The 15,597-nt window shown below is 68.6% G+C and carries 12 protein-coding genes; 8 read left to right on the top strand and 4 right to left on the bottom strand.

Annotation, left to right across the window (positions count from 1 at the left end):
* Window positions 1-28: 28 nt before the first annotated feature.
* Entirely contained in the window at window positions 29-682 is a 654-nt protein-coding gene (locus tag ACIUM1_RS13120) for an O-methyltransferase (protein ID WP_406813131.1), read from the top strand.
* Between the two features lie 44 nt (window positions 683-726).
* Here the strand turns inward: ACIUM1_RS13120 and ilvD are convergent, their stop codons facing one another.
* The gene (gene ilvD / locus ACIUM1_RS13115; RefSeq protein ID WP_406813130.1) at window positions 727-2,439 is read right to left on the bottom strand and encodes a dihydroxy-acid dehydratase; all 1,713 of its coding nucleotides are present in this window, start codon (window positions 2,437-2,439) and stop codon (window positions 727-729) included.
* Between the two features lie 117 nt (window positions 2,440-2,556).
* Between ilvD and ACIUM1_RS13110 the strand changes: the two genes are divergently transcribed.
* The 5 genes from ACIUM1_RS13110 (at window position 2,557) to ACIUM1_RS13090 (ending at window position 8,375) form a co-directional block, all read left to right on the top strand.
* The gene (locus tag ACIUM1_RS13110; RefSeq protein WP_406813129.1) at window positions 2,557-2,847 is read left to right on the top strand and encodes a metal-sensitive transcriptional regulator; all 291 of its coding nucleotides are present in this window, start codon (window positions 2,557-2,559) and stop codon (window positions 2,845-2,847) included.
* A 134-nt stretch (window positions 2,848-2,981) separates the two neighbouring features.
* Window positions 2,982-4,214 carry an MFS transporter gene (locus ACIUM1_RS13105; protein WP_406813128.1) on the top strand — a complete coding sequence of 411 codons (1,233 nt, stop codon included), beginning with the start codon at window positions 2,982-2,984 and terminating at the stop codon, window positions 4,212-4,214.
* A 117-nt stretch (window positions 4,215-4,331) separates the two neighbouring features.
* The gene (locus tag ACIUM1_RS13100; protein WP_406813127.1) at window positions 4,332-5,369 is read left to right on the top strand and encodes a L,D-transpeptidase family protein; all 1,038 of its coding nucleotides are present in this window, start codon (window positions 4,332-4,334) and stop codon (window positions 5,367-5,369) included.
* Window positions 5,370-5,536: 167 nt separating this feature from the next.
* Window positions 5,537-6,133 carry a TetR/AcrR family transcriptional regulator gene (locus ACIUM1_RS13095; RefSeq protein WP_406813126.1) on the top strand — a complete coding sequence of 199 codons (597 nt, stop codon included), beginning with the start codon at window positions 5,537-5,539 and terminating at the stop codon, window positions 6,131-6,133.
* Window positions 6,123-8,375, top strand: a complete 2,253-nt coding sequence (locus tag ACIUM1_RS13090) for a molybdopterin-dependent oxidoreductase (protein ID WP_406813125.1) — start codon at window positions 6,123-6,125, stop codon at window positions 8,373-8,375. Before ACIUM1_RS13095 ends, ACIUM1_RS13090 begins: the two co-directional genes overlap by 11 nt.
* Here the strand turns inward: ACIUM1_RS13090 and ACIUM1_RS13085 are convergent.
* Window positions 8,359-10,347, bottom strand: coding sequence for a M13 family metallopeptidase (locus tag ACIUM1_RS13085; protein ID WP_406813124.1), 1,989 nt, complete (start codon window positions 10,345-10,347; stop codon window positions 8,359-8,361). The two genes, ACIUM1_RS13090 and ACIUM1_RS13085, sit on opposite strands and share 17 nt — an antisense overlap.
* A gap of 41 nt (window positions 10,348-10,388) precedes the next feature.
* On the opposite strand from ACIUM1_RS13085, the gene ACIUM1_RS13080 reads away from it, so the two are divergent.
* Window positions 10,389-11,063, top strand: a complete 675-nt coding sequence (locus ACIUM1_RS13080; protein ID WP_406813123.1) for a hypothetical protein — start codon at window positions 10,389-10,391, stop codon at window positions 11,061-11,063.
* Window positions 11,064-11,070: 7 nt separating this feature from the next.
* Window positions 11,071-11,754 carry a hypothetical protein gene (locus ACIUM1_RS13075; RefSeq protein WP_406813122.1) on the top strand — a complete coding sequence of 228 codons (684 nt, stop codon included), beginning with the start codon at window positions 11,071-11,073 and terminating at the stop codon, window positions 11,752-11,754.
* Between the two features lie 4 nt (window positions 11,755-11,758).
* On the opposite strand, the gene ACIUM1_RS13070 is transcribed toward ACIUM1_RS13075, so the two are convergent.
* Together ACIUM1_RS13070 and ACIUM1_RS13065 are read right to left on the bottom strand one after the other, a co-directional pair.
* Window positions 11,759-12,295 carry an XRE family transcriptional regulator gene (locus ACIUM1_RS13070; protein WP_406813121.1) on the bottom strand — a complete coding sequence of 179 codons (537 nt, stop codon included), beginning with the start codon at window positions 12,293-12,295 and terminating at the stop codon, window positions 11,759-11,761.
* On the bottom strand, window positions 12,292-15,327 hold the full coding sequence (locus ACIUM1_RS13065; RefSeq protein WP_406813120.1) for an MMPL family transporter: 3,036 nt from the start codon (window positions 15,325-15,327) through the stop codon (window positions 12,292-12,294). Before ACIUM1_RS13065 ends, ACIUM1_RS13070 begins: the two co-directional genes overlap by 4 nt.
* Between the last annotated feature and the right edge of the window lie 270 nt (window positions 15,328-15,597).

The following is a 15,597-nucleotide window of genomic DNA, read 5'->3' as shown; positions in this document are numbered from 1 at the left end:
CCGTCGGGCACCCGCTAGCCTGGGCGCCATGACCGACCAACCAACTCCCAAAGATGTCGACGCATTCTTGGACAGCACCGTGGCGGACGGCGATCCGGTGTTGAGCGCGGCCCTGGAGGCCAGCGACGCGGCCGGATTGCCACCGATCGCGGTTTCGGTGCAACAAGGGAAGTTCTTGAGCCTGCTCGCCGGCGCCATCGGGGCGCGAAGCATCCTTGAGCTCGGCACGTTGGGTGGTTTCAGCACCATCTGGCTGGCGCGTGGCGCCGGCCCGCAAGGGCGAGTGGTGACACTGGAATACGAGCCCAAGCATGCCGAGGTGGCGCGGGGCAACCTGGACCGGGCCGGCCTCGCCGACCGCGTCGAGGTGATCGTCGGGGCCGCGCTGGACACGCTGCCGACGCTGACCGGTCCCTTCGATCTGATCTTCATCGACGCCGACAAAGAGAACTACCCGGCGTACCTGGACTGGGCGGTGCGATTGGCCCGTCCGGGCGCGGTCATTGTGGCCGACAACGTGATTCGTGAGGGGCAGATTCTCGAACCGGAGTCTGACCCCCAAGCACGGGCGGTGCGTGAGACCCTGCAGGCGATGGGAGAGGATCCGCGGCTTGACACCGCGGTGATCCAGACGGTGGGTTCCAAGCGTTGGGACGGCTTCGCGCTCGCGTTGGTGCGTTAGGGCTCAGCGCTGCTCCGGGCCGGCGACGTCCTGCTGGGCGACGATCAGCCGCAGACCGCACCGATCGCGGCCGAGCTGACCAGCTTCACGTACTTGGCCAGCACGCCGGTTTTGTAGCGCGGCTCCGGCGGGGTGAAACCCTTTTGCCGAGACTCGAATTCGGCGGGATCGGTCAGCACGTCGAGCAACTGGTTGGCCACGTCCAGGCGGATGCGGTCGCCGTCCCGAAGGAACGCGATGGGTCCGGCGTCGACCGCCTCGGGTGCAATGTGGCCCACGCACAGGCCGGTGGTACCGCCGGAGAACCGGCCGTCGGTCAGCAACAGCACGTCCTTGCCCAGACCGGCGCCCTTGATGGCGCCGGTGATGGCCAGCATCTCGCGCATGCCGGGGCCGCCCTTGGGCCCCTCGTAGCGGATCACCACGGCGTCACCCTTGGTGATGGTGCCGTCCTCCAAAGCGTCCAGCGCCGCCCGCTCGCCGTCGAAAACCCTTGCGGTGCCCTCGAACACGTCGGAATCGAAGCCGGCCGACTTGACCACCGCCCCCTCGGGCGCCAGCGAACCGCGCAGGATGGTGATGCCGCCGGTCGGGTGAATGGGATTGCTCAGTGCCCGCAACACCTTGCCGTCCGGGTCGGGCGGCGCGATCTCGGCCAGGTTCTCGGCCACCGTCGCGCCGGTCACCGTCAGGCAGTCGCCGCGCAGCAGCCCGGCATCCAGCAGCGCCTTCATCATCACCGGCACGCCGCCGATGTGGTCGACGTCCGACATGACGTGGCGGCCGAACGGCTTGACGTCGGCCAGGTGCGGCACCTTGGACCCGATCCGGCTGAAATCGTCGAGCGACAACTCCACGTCGGCCTCGTGGGCGATGGCCAGCAGGTGCAACACCGCGTTGGTGGAGCCGCCGAACGCCATCACCACCGCGATCGCGTTCTCGAACGCTTCCTTGGTGAGGATATCGCGGGCGGTGATGCCGCGCCGCAGCAGCTCGACGACGGCCGCACCGCTGCGCCGCGCGAACCCGTCGCGGCGGCGGTCGGTGGCCGGCGGCGCCGCGCTGCCCGGCAGCGACATGCCCAGTGCCTCGGCGGCGCTGGCCATCGTGTTGGCCGTGTACATGCCGCCGCACGCGCCCTCGCCGGGACAGATCGCGCGCTCGATGGCGTCGACGTCCTCGCGGGGCATCAGGCCCCGGGCACAGGCGCCCACCGCCTCGAACGCGTCGATGATGGTGACCTCGCGCTCGCTGCCGTCGGACAGCTTGGCGACCCCGGGCAGGATGGATCCCGCGTAGAGGAACACCGAGGCCAGGTCGAGCCGGGCGGCGGCCATCAGCATCCCGGGCAGCGACTTGTCGCAGCCGGCCAGCAGCACCGAGCCGTCCAGGCGCTCGGCCTGCATCACCGTCTCGACGCTGTCGGCGATCACCTCGCGCGACACCAGCGAGAAGTGCATGCCCTCGTGGCCCATCGAGATGCCGTCGGACACCGAGATCGTGCCGAACTCCAGCGGGTATCCACCGGCGGAGAACACGCCCTCCTTGACCGCCTTGGCAAGCCGGTCCAACGACAGGTTGCACGGGGTGATCTCGTTCCAGGACGAGGCGACCCCGATCTGCGGCTTGGCGAAGTCTTCGTCTCCCATGCCTACCGCCCGCAGCATGCCACGGGCGGCGGCCTTCTCCAGGCCGTCGGTGACGTCACGACTACGCGGCTTGATGTCGGCGGTTGCAGCCGAATCGGTGGTGGGCATTGTTCAAGTATGCGCTGGCCAGTCGCGATGCCATCTTCCGGGGTGATACCCCAACGGGGTATAAGCTGGAGTCCGGCGTGATGCCGCCGCAGGCGGGCGATTCAGCAGGGGTGACAGATGACGGACGACCACGGGTACTCGCAGCAGAAGGACAATTACGCCAAGCGGCTGCGGCGGATCGAGGGCCAGGTGCGGGGCATCGCCCGGATGATCGAGGAAGACAAGTACTGCATCGACGTCCTCACCCAGGTCAGCGCCGTCAACAGCGCCTTGCGTTCGGTCGCCCTGAGTTTGCTCGACGAGCATCTGAACCACTGCGTCACCCGCGCCGTCGCCGACGGCGGCGAGGAGGCCGACACCAAGCTCGCCGAGGCCTCGGCCGCAATCGCGCGCCTGGTTCGTTCCTGATCGGTGACCTAGTTGAGACCCGTGTCTCGGCCCTGATTCGGGGGGAGGCGTAGTTGCGGTCCGTACGGTAAGGCAGTGTGATCGCATTAGGCGCGACAACCCAGGAAGTGGGTAGTCCGGCCGATACAGACGCCATGACTGCCGAAACCAATGCCGCCGCGCGAACGTGGACCCCACGGATCGCGGCCCAGTTGGCTGTGCTGGCCGCCGCCGCCTTCACCTACGTCACCGCCGAGATCCTGCCGGTCGGCGCGCTGCCGGCCATCGCTCGCGACCTGCACGTCAGCCTGTTCGCGGTGGGAACGCTGTTGACCTGGTATGCCTTCGTGGCGGCCCTGACGACGTTTCCGCTGGTGCGCTGGACCGCGCACTGGCCCCGGCGGCGCGCGCTGATGCTCAGCCTGACCTGCCTGACCGCCTCGCAGGTGATCTCGGCGCTGGCGCCCAATTTCGCGGTGCTGGCCACCGGGCGGGTGCTCTGCGCCATCACCCACGGCCTGCTGTGGGCGGTCATCGCACCCATCGCGACCCGGCTGGTACCGCCGACCCACGCCGGGCGCGCCACCATGTCGATCTATGTCGGCACCAGCCTCGCGCTGGTCGTCGGGAGCCCGCTGACCGCGGCCCTGAGCCTGATGTGGGGCTGGCGCCTGGCCGTCGTCTGCGTCACCGTCGCGGCCGCCGCCGTCACGGTCGCCGCCCGGGCGATGCTGCCGGAGATGATGCTCACCCCCGGCCAGCTGGCCCACGTGGGTCCGCGCTCCCGTCACCACCGCAATCCCCGGCTGATCCTGGTGAGCGTGCTGGCGATGATCGCGGTCACCGGCCACTTCGTGTCCTACACCTACATCGTCGAGCTGATCCGCAACGTCCTCGGGGTGCGCGGGCCGAACCTCGCCTTCGTGCTGGCCGCCTACGGCCTGGCCGGCCTGCTGTCGTTGCCGCTGGTGGCCCGGCCGCTGGACCACCGGCCCAAGAGCGCCATCATCCTGTGCATCACGGGGTTGACGGCGGCTTTCGTGGTGCTGACCGGGCTGGCGGTCGGGGGTAGAAGCGGCGTGGCCACCGCGCTCATCGGGACCGCCGCCATCGTGCTGTGGGGCGCGATGGCCACCGCGGTCTCACCGATGATGCAATCCGCGGCGATGCGCAACGGGGCCGATGACCCCGACGGCGCGTCGGGGTTCTACGTGACCGCGTTTCAGGTCGGCATCATGGCCGGCTCGCTGGCCGGTGGCCTGCTCTATGAGCGCAGCATCACGATGATGCTGACCGCTTCGGCGGTCCTGATGGCCGTCGCGCTGGTCGGCATCGCGGCCAACCGGCGGATGCTCGACGTTGCTCCGACAAGCTCACCCGATTCATAGCCGCCCAGGTCAACCCGGCAATCACCGCCCACTCCGGGGCGCCGGCCGGCGCCGGTGACGGTAGCTGGCAGGGGTCCTATGCCACACTGTGTCGAGAACACGAGTGGAGGTATGCATATGTCGGGCTGGACGAGGGCCGGTATCAAGAAGGGCCTCTTCGCCGCTCTGAGCACCACCGGCTTGGCGTCCGTGGTGGGCTTGGCACTGGTACTGAGCGCGGGTCCCGCACTGGCGGATCCGGACCCGGCCCCCGCTGACCCGGGTGCGGTCGCGGCTCCGCCCCCGCCCCCGCCGCCCGACCCGCTGGCGCCCCCGCCACCTGCTGACCCGCTGGCGGCGCCGCCGCCGCCCAACCCGCTGGCACCGCCGCCGTGGATGCCCCCGGGGGCACAGCCGGTCGCGACCTCGGCCGACGGGCAGAACCCCACGCCGTTCACCGGTACGCCGCCGTTCGGGCCGCCGTCGTTGGTGCCCAAGAGCGGCTCGACCGTCGGTGTGGGCCAGCCGATCATCATCAACTTCCCCGGACCGGTGGACAACGCCGACGCGGCGATCGGCGCCGTGCACGTCTCGTCGGTCCCGCCGGTACCGGGCAAGTTCTACTGGATGACCCCAACCCAGTTGCGTTGGCGCCCAATCAATTTCTGGCCCGCGCACACCGCGGTGACCGTCGACGCCGGTGGCACCGTGTCCACCTTCCAAACCGGCGACACGCTGATCGCCACGGCCGACGACGCGACTCACCAGCTGACCATCACCCGCAACGGCACCGTGGAGAAGACCTTCCCGATGTCGATGGGCATGACGTCGGGCAATCACCAAACCCCCAACGGCACCTACTACGTGCAGGACAAGAAGGCGTCGGTGGTGATGGACTCCTCGACCTACGGGGTCCCGGTCAATTCGACCTACGGTTACAAGGTGACGGTGGAGGACGCGGTCCGCTTCGACAACGTCGGCGACTACGTGCACAGCGCGCCGTGGTCGGTGGATGACCAGGGCAAGCGCGACGTCAGCCACGGGTGCATCAACATCAGCCCCAGCAACGCCAAGTGGTTCTTCGACAACTTCGGTCCGGGTGACCCGATCGTCGTGAAGAACTCCAGCGGAGGCAACTACAAGAAGAACGACGGATCCGCCGACTGGATGAACTAACCCGCATCACCGACGCAGAATCGCCCATTTCCTCACGGAGATGGGCGATTTCGCGTTCGTGCGCCGGCCGAGACGCTCCCTGACGCGCGCGCCGAAATGAGGGGCTTTCGCCGGCCGGCGAATTATGTATAGCATCATACATAAGCCCCGACGCTTGAGGAGCTGCGATGCGTGGTCCACGCGAGCGGATGGTCGTTTCCGCCGCACTGCTGATCCGGGAGCGGGGCGCGCACGCTACCGCGATCTCCGACGTGCTCGAGCACAGTGGCGCGCCCCGCGGATCGGCCTACCACTACTTCCCCGGCGGGCGCACGCAGCTGCTCTGCGAGGCCGTCGACTATGCGGGTGACCACGTCGCTGCCCTCGTCACCGGCGCCGCCAACGGTCTGCAACTGGTGGACACGTTGATCGACAAGTACCGCCGGCAGCTGCTCGACAGCGACTTCCGCGCCGGGTGCCCGATTGTGGCGGTCTCCATTGAAGCGGGGGAGCCCCACGACGCCGAACGCGTGGTGATCGAGCGCGCCGCGGCGGTCTTCGACCGGTGGAACGGCCTGATCGCCGCGCGGTTGATTGCCGACGGCCTTCCGCCGGAGCGTGCTCGCGACTTGGCGGTGCTCGCCACCACCTCGCTCGAAGGTGCCATCGTGCTCGCGCGGGTGCGACGCGACCTGACGCCCCTCGACGTCGTCCACCACCAGTTGCGCGACCTGCTGCTGGCGGCGGCGCCCCCATCGGAAAGGAAACCCCGCGATGACCGGTGAATGGCACCCCAGCGCCTGCATCCTGTGCGAATGCAACTGCGGCATCGTCGTCCAAGTCGAAGACCGCCGGCTGGCCCACATCCGCGGCGACAAGGCGCACCCGGCCTCGCAGGGTTATACCTGCAACAAAGCGCTGCGGCTGGACCACTATCAGAACAGTGGCGTCCGGCTGACCTCCCCGCTGCGCCGCCGCGCCGACGGCAGCTACGAAGAGATCGATTGGGACACCGCGATCGTGGAGATCGCCGAGGGGTTCAAGCACATTCGCGACAGCTACGGCGGCGACAAGATCTTCTACTACGGCGGCGGCGGACAGGGCAATCACCTGGGTGGGGCGTACAGCGGCGCCTTCCTGAAGGCCTTGGGCTCGCGCTACCGGTCAAATGCGCTGGCGCAGGAGAAGACCGGTGAGGCCTGGATCGACGGGCACCTCTACGGCGGTCACACCCGGGGCGAATTCGAGCACGCCGAAGTCGCGGTATTCGTCGGGAAGAACCCGTGGATGTCGCAGAGCTTCCCGCGGGCCCGGGTGGTGCTCAACGAGATCGCCAAAGACCCGGCCCGGTCGATGATCGTCCTCGATCCGGTGGTCACCGACACCGCCAAGATGTCCGACTTTCACCTGCGGGTGCGACCCGGCACCGATGCGTGGTGCCTGGCCGCGCTGGCCGCCATCCTCGTCCAGGAAAACCTTTGCGACGAAACCTTTCTCGGCCAGCATGTGCGCGGCGCGGATGCCGTGCGCGCCGCGCTGCGCGAGGTCCCGGTGGCCGACTACGCCCGGCATTGCGGGGTCGACCTGGAGCTGCTGCGCGCGGCGGCACGGCGCATCGGCTCGGCCGCCAGCGTGTCGGTGTTCGAAGACCTCGGCGTGCAGCAGGCCCCGAACAGCACGCTGTGCTCCTACCTGAACAAGTTGCTCTGGATCCTCACCGGCAACTTCGCGAAAAAGGGCGGCCAGCACCTGCATTCGTCCTTCGCCCCGCTGTTCGGCCAGTTCTCCGGGCGCACACCGGTCACCGGCGCGCCGATCATCTCCGGACTGGTGCCCAGCAATGTGGTGCCCGAGGAAATTTTGACCGACCATCCGGACCGCTTTCGGGCCATGATCGTGGAAAGCAGCAATCCCGCGCACTCGCTGGCCAATTCGGCCGCCTGCCGGGAGGCCTTCGCAGCCCTGGAACTGATGGTGGTCATCGACGTCGCGATGACCGAGACGGCCAGGTTGGCACATTACGTGCTGCCCGCCGCCTCCCAATTCGAGAAGCCGGAAGCCACCTTCTTCAACCTGGAATTCCCGCACAACACCTTCCAGCTGCGCCGGCCGTTGCTTCAGCCCCTGCCGGGAACCCTGGCCGAACCCGAGATCTGGGCGCGGCTGGTGCGCGCGCTCGGTGTGGTGGACGACGCGGATCTGCGGCCACTGCACGAAGCCGCACAAAACGGCCGGCAGGCATACACCGAGGTGTTTCTCGCTGCCGCGGCGACCAATCCCACTGTGGCGCAGCTGCTTCCGTATGTCCTGTACGAAACGCTCGGGCCGACACTGCCGGATGGGTTACGCGGTGCGGCCGCCCTGTGGGGCCTTGCCCAAAAGACCGCGCTGAGCTATCCGGATGCGGTGCGGCGAGCCGGGCACGCCGACGGCAACGCCCTGTTCGACGCGATCCTGGACAACCCGTCGGGGGTGACGTTCACGGTGCACAACTACGCGGACGACTTCGCGCTGATCAGCCACTCCGATCACAAGATCGCGCTGGAGATCCCGTCCATGCTCGACGAATTGCGGGGGCTGTCCGGCGCCCCGGCCCAGCTCACCACGGCGGAATTCCCGATCGTGCTGTCGGTGGGGGAGCGGCGTGCCTACACCGCCAACGACATCTTCCGCGACCCGAGCTGGCGCAAACGCGACGCCGACGGTGCGCTGCGGGTCAGCGTCGAGGATGCCCAGACGCTCGGCTTCACACAGGGATGTCGGGCGCGCATCAGCACCGCGGCCGGTAGCGCCGAGGCCACCGTCGAGATCACCGAGACCATGATGGCCGGTCACGCGGCGCTGCCCAACGGTTTTGGGCTGGATTACATCGACGACGACGGGTGCACCGTCACTCCCGGCGTCGCCCCGAACGTGCTCACCTCGACCGAGTGGCGCGATCCATATGCCGGCACGCCATGGCACAAGCACGTGCCCGCGCGGATCGAGGCCGCCGCGGTGCCCAGCGGCGTCAGTTCCAGATCTTGACCCGCCGGTTCGGCTCCAGAAACAGGGCGCCGGCGTCGGCGCCTTCGAAGGCGTCGTAGAAGGCGTCCATGTTGCGCAGCACCCCGTTGCAGCGGAACTCCGGCGGCGAGTGCGGATCCACCGCCAGGCGCCGGATCGCCTCCGCTTCACGGGATTTGGTGCGCCACACCTGGGCCCAGCCGTAGAACACGCGTTGCACCCCGGTGAGGCCGTCGATTACCGGAGCGGGCTGGCCGTTCAGCGACAACTGGTAGGCCAGCAGCGCGATCGACAGGCCGCCCAGGTCGCCGATGTTCTCCCCGACGGTGAAGGCGCCGTTGACGTGGTGGCCGGGAGGTAGGCCGCGCGGCGTATAGGCGTCGTACTGCTCGATGAGAGCCTTTGTGCGGGCGCCGAATTCGGTTCGGTCGGCGTCGGTCCACCAGTCGACCAGGTTGCCGTCACCGTCGTATTTGGCGCCCTGATCGTCGAAACCGTGGCCGATCTCGTGACCGATCACCGCGCCGATGCCGCCGTAGTTGGCCGCGTCGTCGGCCTCGGCGTCGAAGAACGGCGGCTGCAAAATGGCTGCGGGAAAGACGATTTCATTCATCCCGGGGTTGTAGTAGGCGTTGACCGTCTGCGGCGTCATGAACCACTCGTCTTTGTCCACCGGCCCGCCGAGCTTGGCCAGCTCACGATCGTGGTTGACCGCGTACCCGCGCTGATAGTTGCCGTACAGGTCGGTGCGGTCGATCACCAGCGTGGAGTAGTCACGCCATTTCGCCGGGTAACCGACCTTGGCGGTGAACTTCTCCAGCTTGGTCAGTGCCCGTTCCCGGGTCTGCGGTGTCATCCAATCCAGGTCGCTGATGCTTATCCGGTAGGCCGCCCGCAGGTTGTCGACCAGCTCGTCGATGCGGGCCTTCGCTCCGGGCGGGAAATGCCGCTGCACGTAAAGCTTTCCGACCGCGTCACCCATCAGGCTCTCCACCAGCGACACCGCGCGCTTCCACCGGTCCCGGATCTGTTCGGTGCCGGTCAGCAGGCGGCCGTAGAAGTCGAAGTCCGCGGATACCAGCTCGTCGGTCAGCAAGGCGGCCCGCGCCCGGATCAGCCGCCACCGTGCCCAGCTCTTCCACACCTCGAGATCCTCGTTGCGCCACAGCTCGGCGAAGGTGCGCAGGTAATCGGGTTGGCCGACAATCACTTCCGCCAGCGACTCGGGGCGGGCACCCAGTGCGGTGGCCCAGCCCGCCCAGTCGAAGCCCAGCGCCTCGTCGTGAAGTTGGGCGAACGTGCGCAGGTTGTAGCTGAGCTCGGCGTCGCGGCGCTTGACCACATCCCAGTGCGCTTCGGCCAGTTTCGTCTCCAGCGCGACGATGCGTTCGGCGGTCTGCACGTGGTCGCCCGGGTCCCCGCCGAACACCAGGCCGAGCATCCGCGCGATGTGTGCGGGGTAGGCCTCCAGCACCTCGGCGTGCCGCTCCTCGCGGTAGTAGGACTCGTCGGGCAGCCCGAGGCCGGACTGGGTGAAATGCACCAGGTAGCGCGCCGAGTTCTTGGCGTCGGTGTCGACGTACACCCCGACCCCGCCGCCCGCGCCGGTGCGCTGCAGCGCGCCGATGGCGCGGGCCAGCGCGTCGGCATCGGCGGCGTCGTCGATCACCGCCATCTCGTCCAGGAGCGGCCGCACGCCGCGGCGCTGCACGGTGTCCTCATCCAGGAAGCTGGCATACAGGTCACCGATGCGCTGCGCGTCGTCGTCCGCGGCGGCCGAACCCTGCTCGCTGGCCTCGACGATCAGGTCGCGCACCTGCTCTTCGGCGCGGTCGTACAGTTGGCGGAAGGCGCCGTCGGTCGCCCGGTCCGCCGGTATCTCGTATTCGGCCAGCCAGCGGCCGTTGACGTGACCGAACAGGTCGTCTTGGGGGCGGATGCTGTCGTCGACAAAGCTCAGGTCGATGCCCGAGCGGATGGCCGTATTCGTCACCCCGCCATCCTTCCATCTTTCCCGGGTGCAACGATCGGGCCATGTCCGAGGGCGAGCGAACGAAGCCACCTGCCGAAGTAGATGCCGTTGACGTCGACCCCGACGACTCGGACGACGACGCGAACGACGGCGACGAAGACGAATCCGACAGCGCCGAAGTCTTTTCGAATTACGGCATCGCGTCAGCGGTGCTCGGTGTGCTGTCGGTGGCCGCGGTGGTGCTCGGATTCATGATCTGGTCCGGCCACCGCGACCAGGTCGCCGAACGCGGCTACCTGAGCCGCGCCATGCAGACCGCGGCCGACTGGGCAACCGTGCTGATCAACATGAACAGCGGCAACGTCGACGCCAGCCTGCAGCGACTGCACGACGGCACGGTCGGCGAACTCAACACCGACTTCGACGCCGCGATGCAGCCGTACAAGGCGGTGGTGGAGAAGCTGCAGTCCAAGAGCGCCGGGCGGATCGACGCGGTGGCGATCGAAACCGTGCACCACGACCTGGACACCCAGCCGGCGGGCGCAAGGCCGCCAAGAGAGGTAGTCACCACCAAGCTCCCGCCGTTCGCGAGCCGCACCGACTCGGTGATGCTGGTCGCCACGTCGGTCAGCGAAAACGTCGGCGCCAAGCCGCAAACCGTGCACTGGAACCTGCGGCTGGACGTCTCCGACGTAGACGGCAAGCAGATGATCTCCGGATTGGCTTCGATCAGGTGAGGATCCGATGAGGAACATCTGGCGGCTGTTCGCCTTCGACGTCCTGGCGCCGCTGGCCGCCATCGCGGCCCTGCTGGCCATCGGTGTGGTACTCGGCTGGCCGCTGTGGTGGGTGTCCGCCTGCTCGGTGCTGATACTGCTGATCGTCGAGGGCGTGGCGGTCAATTTCTGGCTGCTGCGCCGCGACGCGGTCAGCCTCGGCACCGACGACGACGCACCCGGGTTGCGGCTGGCGGTGGTCCTGCTGTGCACGGCGGCGCTGTCCGCGGCCGTCGCGACCGGCTACACGCACTGGACGAAGGCCGACCACGACTTCAGCAGCGATTCGCGCCAGGTGATTCAGATCGCCACCGGGATGGCCGAGGCGATGGCGTCGTTCAGCCCCACCGCCCCGACCGGTTCCATCGACCGGGCGGCGGCGATGGTCGTCCCGGAGCACGCGGCCGCGTTCAAGGAGCAGTACACGAAGTCCAGCGCCGAGCTGGCCCAGCACAACGTCACCGCACAAGCCAGCACGGTGTCGGCCGGAGTCGAGGCCCTCGGGCCGTCGGCGGCCAGCGTGGCGGTAATCCTGCGGGTGACGCAGAACGCCCCGGGACAGCCGCCCAGTCAGGCGGCGCCGGCGCTGCGGGTGACGCTGACCAAGCGGGGCAGCGACTGGCTGGTCGCCGATGTGCTGCCGGTCAGGTAGCGGATCAGTTGGCCTCGGCGGACCGAGCGGATTTCACCTTGACGAACCGATCCGACAACCGGCGGATCCGGATCATCAGCGCGGCCGTCGGGCTGGTGCTGCCGTCGAGATAGCCGTCCAGCTCCTCGGCCGTGACCCCGATGCGGGACGCGAACTCCTGCGGGGCCAGACCCGATCGGTCGATCAGGAGCCGCACATGGCGCGCCACCTCGGCGCGCTCGTTGACCTCCAGGTGGGTGCGGGCCCGCTCGAGCACCTCCCACAGCGCCTTGGCGATGCCGTAGGGCCGGGTGCCCTCGAGGACCTCCTCGACCTGGCGGGCGGTTCGCCCGTAAGGGTCGCGCTTCAGGGCGCCGGCGATGCGCTTCCACGTCGCGATGTCGCCGCCCTGCAGGGCGGAACGGATGGCCGCGGTCGGCCAGAATTCCACCGGCTGGTCGGGGTCCTGGAAGGATCCGGAAGGCGCGCTGCCGCGTTGATGCTGTTCGGGGCCCGGCCGGTGGGGCGGCGGCGCAGGGCGTCGGTCGGGTGCCAACGTCACCTCGCCTCCTCCAGCATCGCTACGGCCACGGACAGGCAGCGCTGCCTGATTGCCTCCCAGTCCGAGTCGGCCTCGGCTTCCGATCCCTGATCTTCCGGGTAGTCGCAGGGGTTGGGATCCGCGAGTCGACGGACCAACTGGGTGGCAATGCATTGCCGCCTGGACGATTTACAACAGTAATACCTGTCCATTCCGGCCAGCACCACCGCGGCGGTCTCGGGCTCCAACACATCCACCATGTCTGCAAAGTCGGCATAGTCGCGCCGACTGTTACGGCACATGATCAGGTAGCCCTTCAACCGCAGGGTCTCGGCACCGGTCGGGACCAGCAGCCGGTCGCCGGTGGGCAGCTGCACGTTGGTGGTCTCCACCGGGCTGCGCCGCTCGTATTGCGGTCCGTCGCCGACGGCGGCGCTTTCCAGCGCGTCGATGGCCACCGACAGCCGTCCCCGCCACAGCGTCACCGGGTGAACGGGCCGGTCGGTCCCGGCGATCGCCTTGGCGATGCTGTTGCGCGACGTCAGGCCGCCGACCAGTTTCTTGGCCGCCGGGGAGCCGGGGGTGTGGCCGTTGGGGCCGGGCCGCTGCTCGGCCGCGCCCACCCCGGCGCCGACCTTCTCCTCTCTGAGGGCGACCTGGTGGGGGATCTGCCCGGGCCCCAGGCCGCGGGTCTGGTCGTCGTCGTCGCCCGGCGACGCCTGGGCGTTGCGGCCGCAGCCGGTAAAGGCGAGCGGATCGGTCACGCAAATGGCGTCGGGCGCCAGGTGCTTGAGCTTCGCGGCGGACTTGAGCACCATCCGCAGGTCGGCGTTGGGCGCCACCAGGGCCGAGATGTCGTCGGGGATGACGACGACGTCGCCGAGATCGACCTCCGGCAGCGGCCGGTCGAAGTCGACCGACGGCAGCACCCGGGACAGCCACGCCGGCAGCCACCAGTTCCACTGGGCGAACATCGCCATCAGCGCGGGCACCATCACCAGCCGCACCACGGTGGCGTCCACCGCGATCGCGACCGCGCAGGCCACGCCGATCTCGGCCACCAGCGGCATGCCGGCGAACGCGAACCCGACGAACACCGCGATCATGATCAGCGCGGCGCTGGTGATGGTGCGGGCGCTGGTACTGACGCCGTAGGCCACGGCGTCGCGGGTGTTGCCCGAATGCAGGAAGCGCTCGCGGATGCGGGTGAGCAGGAAGATCTCGTAGTCCATCGACAACCCGAAGGTCATCGCCAGCACCAGCGGGGGGACGGTGCTGTCGATCGAGCTGATCTGGGCGAAGCCGAGGTCCTTCAGCCACCCCCACTGGAACACCATCACCAGGCTGCCGTAGGCGGCGGCGACCGACAGCAACGTCATCAGGACGCCCTTGAGCGCCAGGAACACCGAGTGGACCGAGACCAGCAGCATCACGAACGCGATTGCCGCGACGATGGCCAGCACCAGCGGCTCGGTCGCGGATACCTGGTCGTCGAAGTCCTTGATCAGCGCGGTCGGGCCGCCGACGTCGACGCGCGCCGTGCCCGCCTCGGCGACCTTGGGTAGCTGTGCGCGCATCCAGCCGACGGTCTCGCGGGCCTTCATGTCCTCGGGGTCCACCGACAGCACCGCGGACAGCAACGCGCTGCCGTTGTCCTCGGCGAATTGCGGCGGCGACACCGAGACGATGTTGGGTGCCTGCGACATCCGCTGACGGATCGCGCCGACGATGTGGCTGTGCTCCGGGGAGGCCGCACCGCCGTCCGGGAAGTTGATCAGCACCCGGATGGGGCCCAGCGCGCCCGGACCCAGGGCCTGGGCCGCGGCGCCCACCCCGGCGCGGATCTCGTGCGAGGAGTCGAACTGGCGCAGCAGGCTGTTGCCCAGCACCATCGACGCCGCCGGCGCGGCCATCGCGAGCAGCACCAGCGATGCCGCCAGCGCCGACATCCACGGCCGGCGCATCACCCAGCCGATCCAGCGGTTCCAGAACCGCGACTGGGTGCTCTCCGGTCGCCGCGACCAGTGCAAAAAGCCCGACCGCTTGGCGGCCGCGCGCCCGAACGTCGCCAGCGCCGCCGGCGTCAGGGTCGTCGAGGTCAGCATGGCCACCGCGACGGCCAGGATGGCGCCGGTGGCCATCGACTTCAGCGCCGGGGTGTTGATCACGTAGATCCCGGTCAGTGAGGCGATCACCGTCATCCCGGACAACACCACGGCCAGCCCGGAGGTGGCCATGGCGGCGTCGACGGCTTCGCGGGGCTGGCGCCCGGTGCGCAGTTCCTCCCGGAACCGCATCAAGATGAACAGCGAGTAGTCCACGGCGAGCGCGATCCCGAACATGGACACCGTCGAGGTCACGAACACCGACATGGTGGTGTAGGCGGACAGCAGGTAGACCAGGCCCATCGTGACCACGACCGTGCAGATGCCCAAGGCGAGCGGGATGGCCGCGGCGGCCAGCGAGCCGAACACGGCGAGCAGCACGATCAGGATGACGGGCAGGTTCCATTTTTCGGCGGCGGCGATGTCGTGCTTGGTGTTGGCCGCGGCGGCCGCGGACAGCGCGCCCTGCCCGATGACGTAGAGCCGCACGCGGCCGTTGGCGGTCTGACCGGGTTGATCGCCCTTGATGCCGACCTTGGTGCGGAGCTGCTTGGCGACGTCGCTCGTGTTGCGGGAATCCAGCCGCACCGACAACACATACGGCCGGTCGGGCTGCGGCGGCCGTTGGGCCGGGTTGGGGATTTCGGTGGTGCCCGGGATGCCGGAGGCGATCTGTCGCAGCTGCGCGACGGCGTCGTTCATGTCCTGGTAGCTGGCGTCGGGCCGGGGTGCGGCCACCAGCGCCAGCGACGAGCCGCCCTGGTCGTGGTAGAGGTCTTCGAGCTGGTCGTGCACCGCCAGCGACTGCGATCCGGCCACGTCGAACCCACCGCCGGTGAGGTTGCCCGACTGCGTCATCGCCAAATAGACCGCCGGAACCAATGCCAGCAACCAGCCTGTGAAGACCAACCAGCGGTACTTACGCAGGCTGCGGCTGAGGCGCATCATTAACTGCTGGATTTTCGCTCCCCGGTTCTCGCGTTACGCGTGTTGGCGACGATACCGCAGCAGCCTGTGGATTATGTGGGCTTATCTAGTTCCTGAGCTGCGGTGACGGGCTTGTTGTCAAGTCGCTGCGAAGACGTTGTGAACCGGTGATCCAGCGGGATTTCGGTCACACATGCACCCCCGGCTCCGTTCGGACTGGCAGGGGTGATATCGCCGGTGGCAGGATGTCGGATGGCCCGCGAGGCCCCCGGGGATTCGGGGTAAGCCCGC

It is taken from the genome of Mycobacterium sp. M23085 (genome assembly GCF_045343915.1).
Lineage (GTDB): Bacteria > Actinomycetota > Actinomycetes > Mycobacteriales > Mycobacteriaceae > Mycobacterium.
Note: the sequence above shows the minus strand (reverse complement) of the source record. Positions and strands in the feature narration are given on the sequence as shown.

Bases quoted from the DNA above. Each gene is read 5' to 3' on its own strand.
- ACIUM1_RS13120 (WP_406813131.1), top strand. From the start codon at position 29: ATGACCGACCAACCAACTCCCAAAGATGTCGACGCATTCTTGGACAGC.
- ilvD (WP_406813130.1), bottom strand. From the start codon at position 2,439: ATGCCCACCACCGATTCGGCTGCAACCGCCGACATCAAGCCGCGTAGT.
- ACIUM1_RS13110 (WP_406813129.1), top strand. From the start codon at position 2,557: ATGACGGACGACCACGGGTACTCGCAGCAGAAGGACAATTACGCCAAG.
- ACIUM1_RS13105 (WP_406813128.1), top strand. From the start codon at position 2,982: ATGACTGCCGAAACCAATGCCGCCGCGCGAACGTGGACCCCACGGATC.
- ACIUM1_RS13100 (WP_406813127.1), top strand. From the start codon at position 4,332: ATGTCGGGCTGGACGAGGGCCGGTATCAAGAAGGGCCTCTTCGCCGCT.
- ACIUM1_RS13095 (WP_406813126.1), top strand. From the start codon at position 5,537: ATGCGTGGTCCACGCGAGCGGATGGTCGTTTCCGCCGCACTGCTGATC.
- ACIUM1_RS13090 (WP_406813125.1), top strand. From the start codon at position 6,123: ATGACCGGTGAATGGCACCCCAGCGCCTGCATCCTGTGCGAATGCAAC.
- ACIUM1_RS13080 (WP_406813123.1), top strand. From the start codon at position 10,389: ATGTCCGAGGGCGAGCGAACGAAGCCACCTGCCGAAGTAGATGCCGTT.
- ACIUM1_RS13075 (WP_406813122.1), top strand. From the start codon at position 11,071: ATGAGGAACATCTGGCGGCTGTTCGCCTTCGACGTCCTGGCGCCGCTG.
- ACIUM1_RS13065 (WP_406813120.1), bottom strand. From the start codon at position 15,327: ATGATGCGCCTCAGCCGCAGCCTGCGTAAGTACCGCTGGTTGGTCTTC.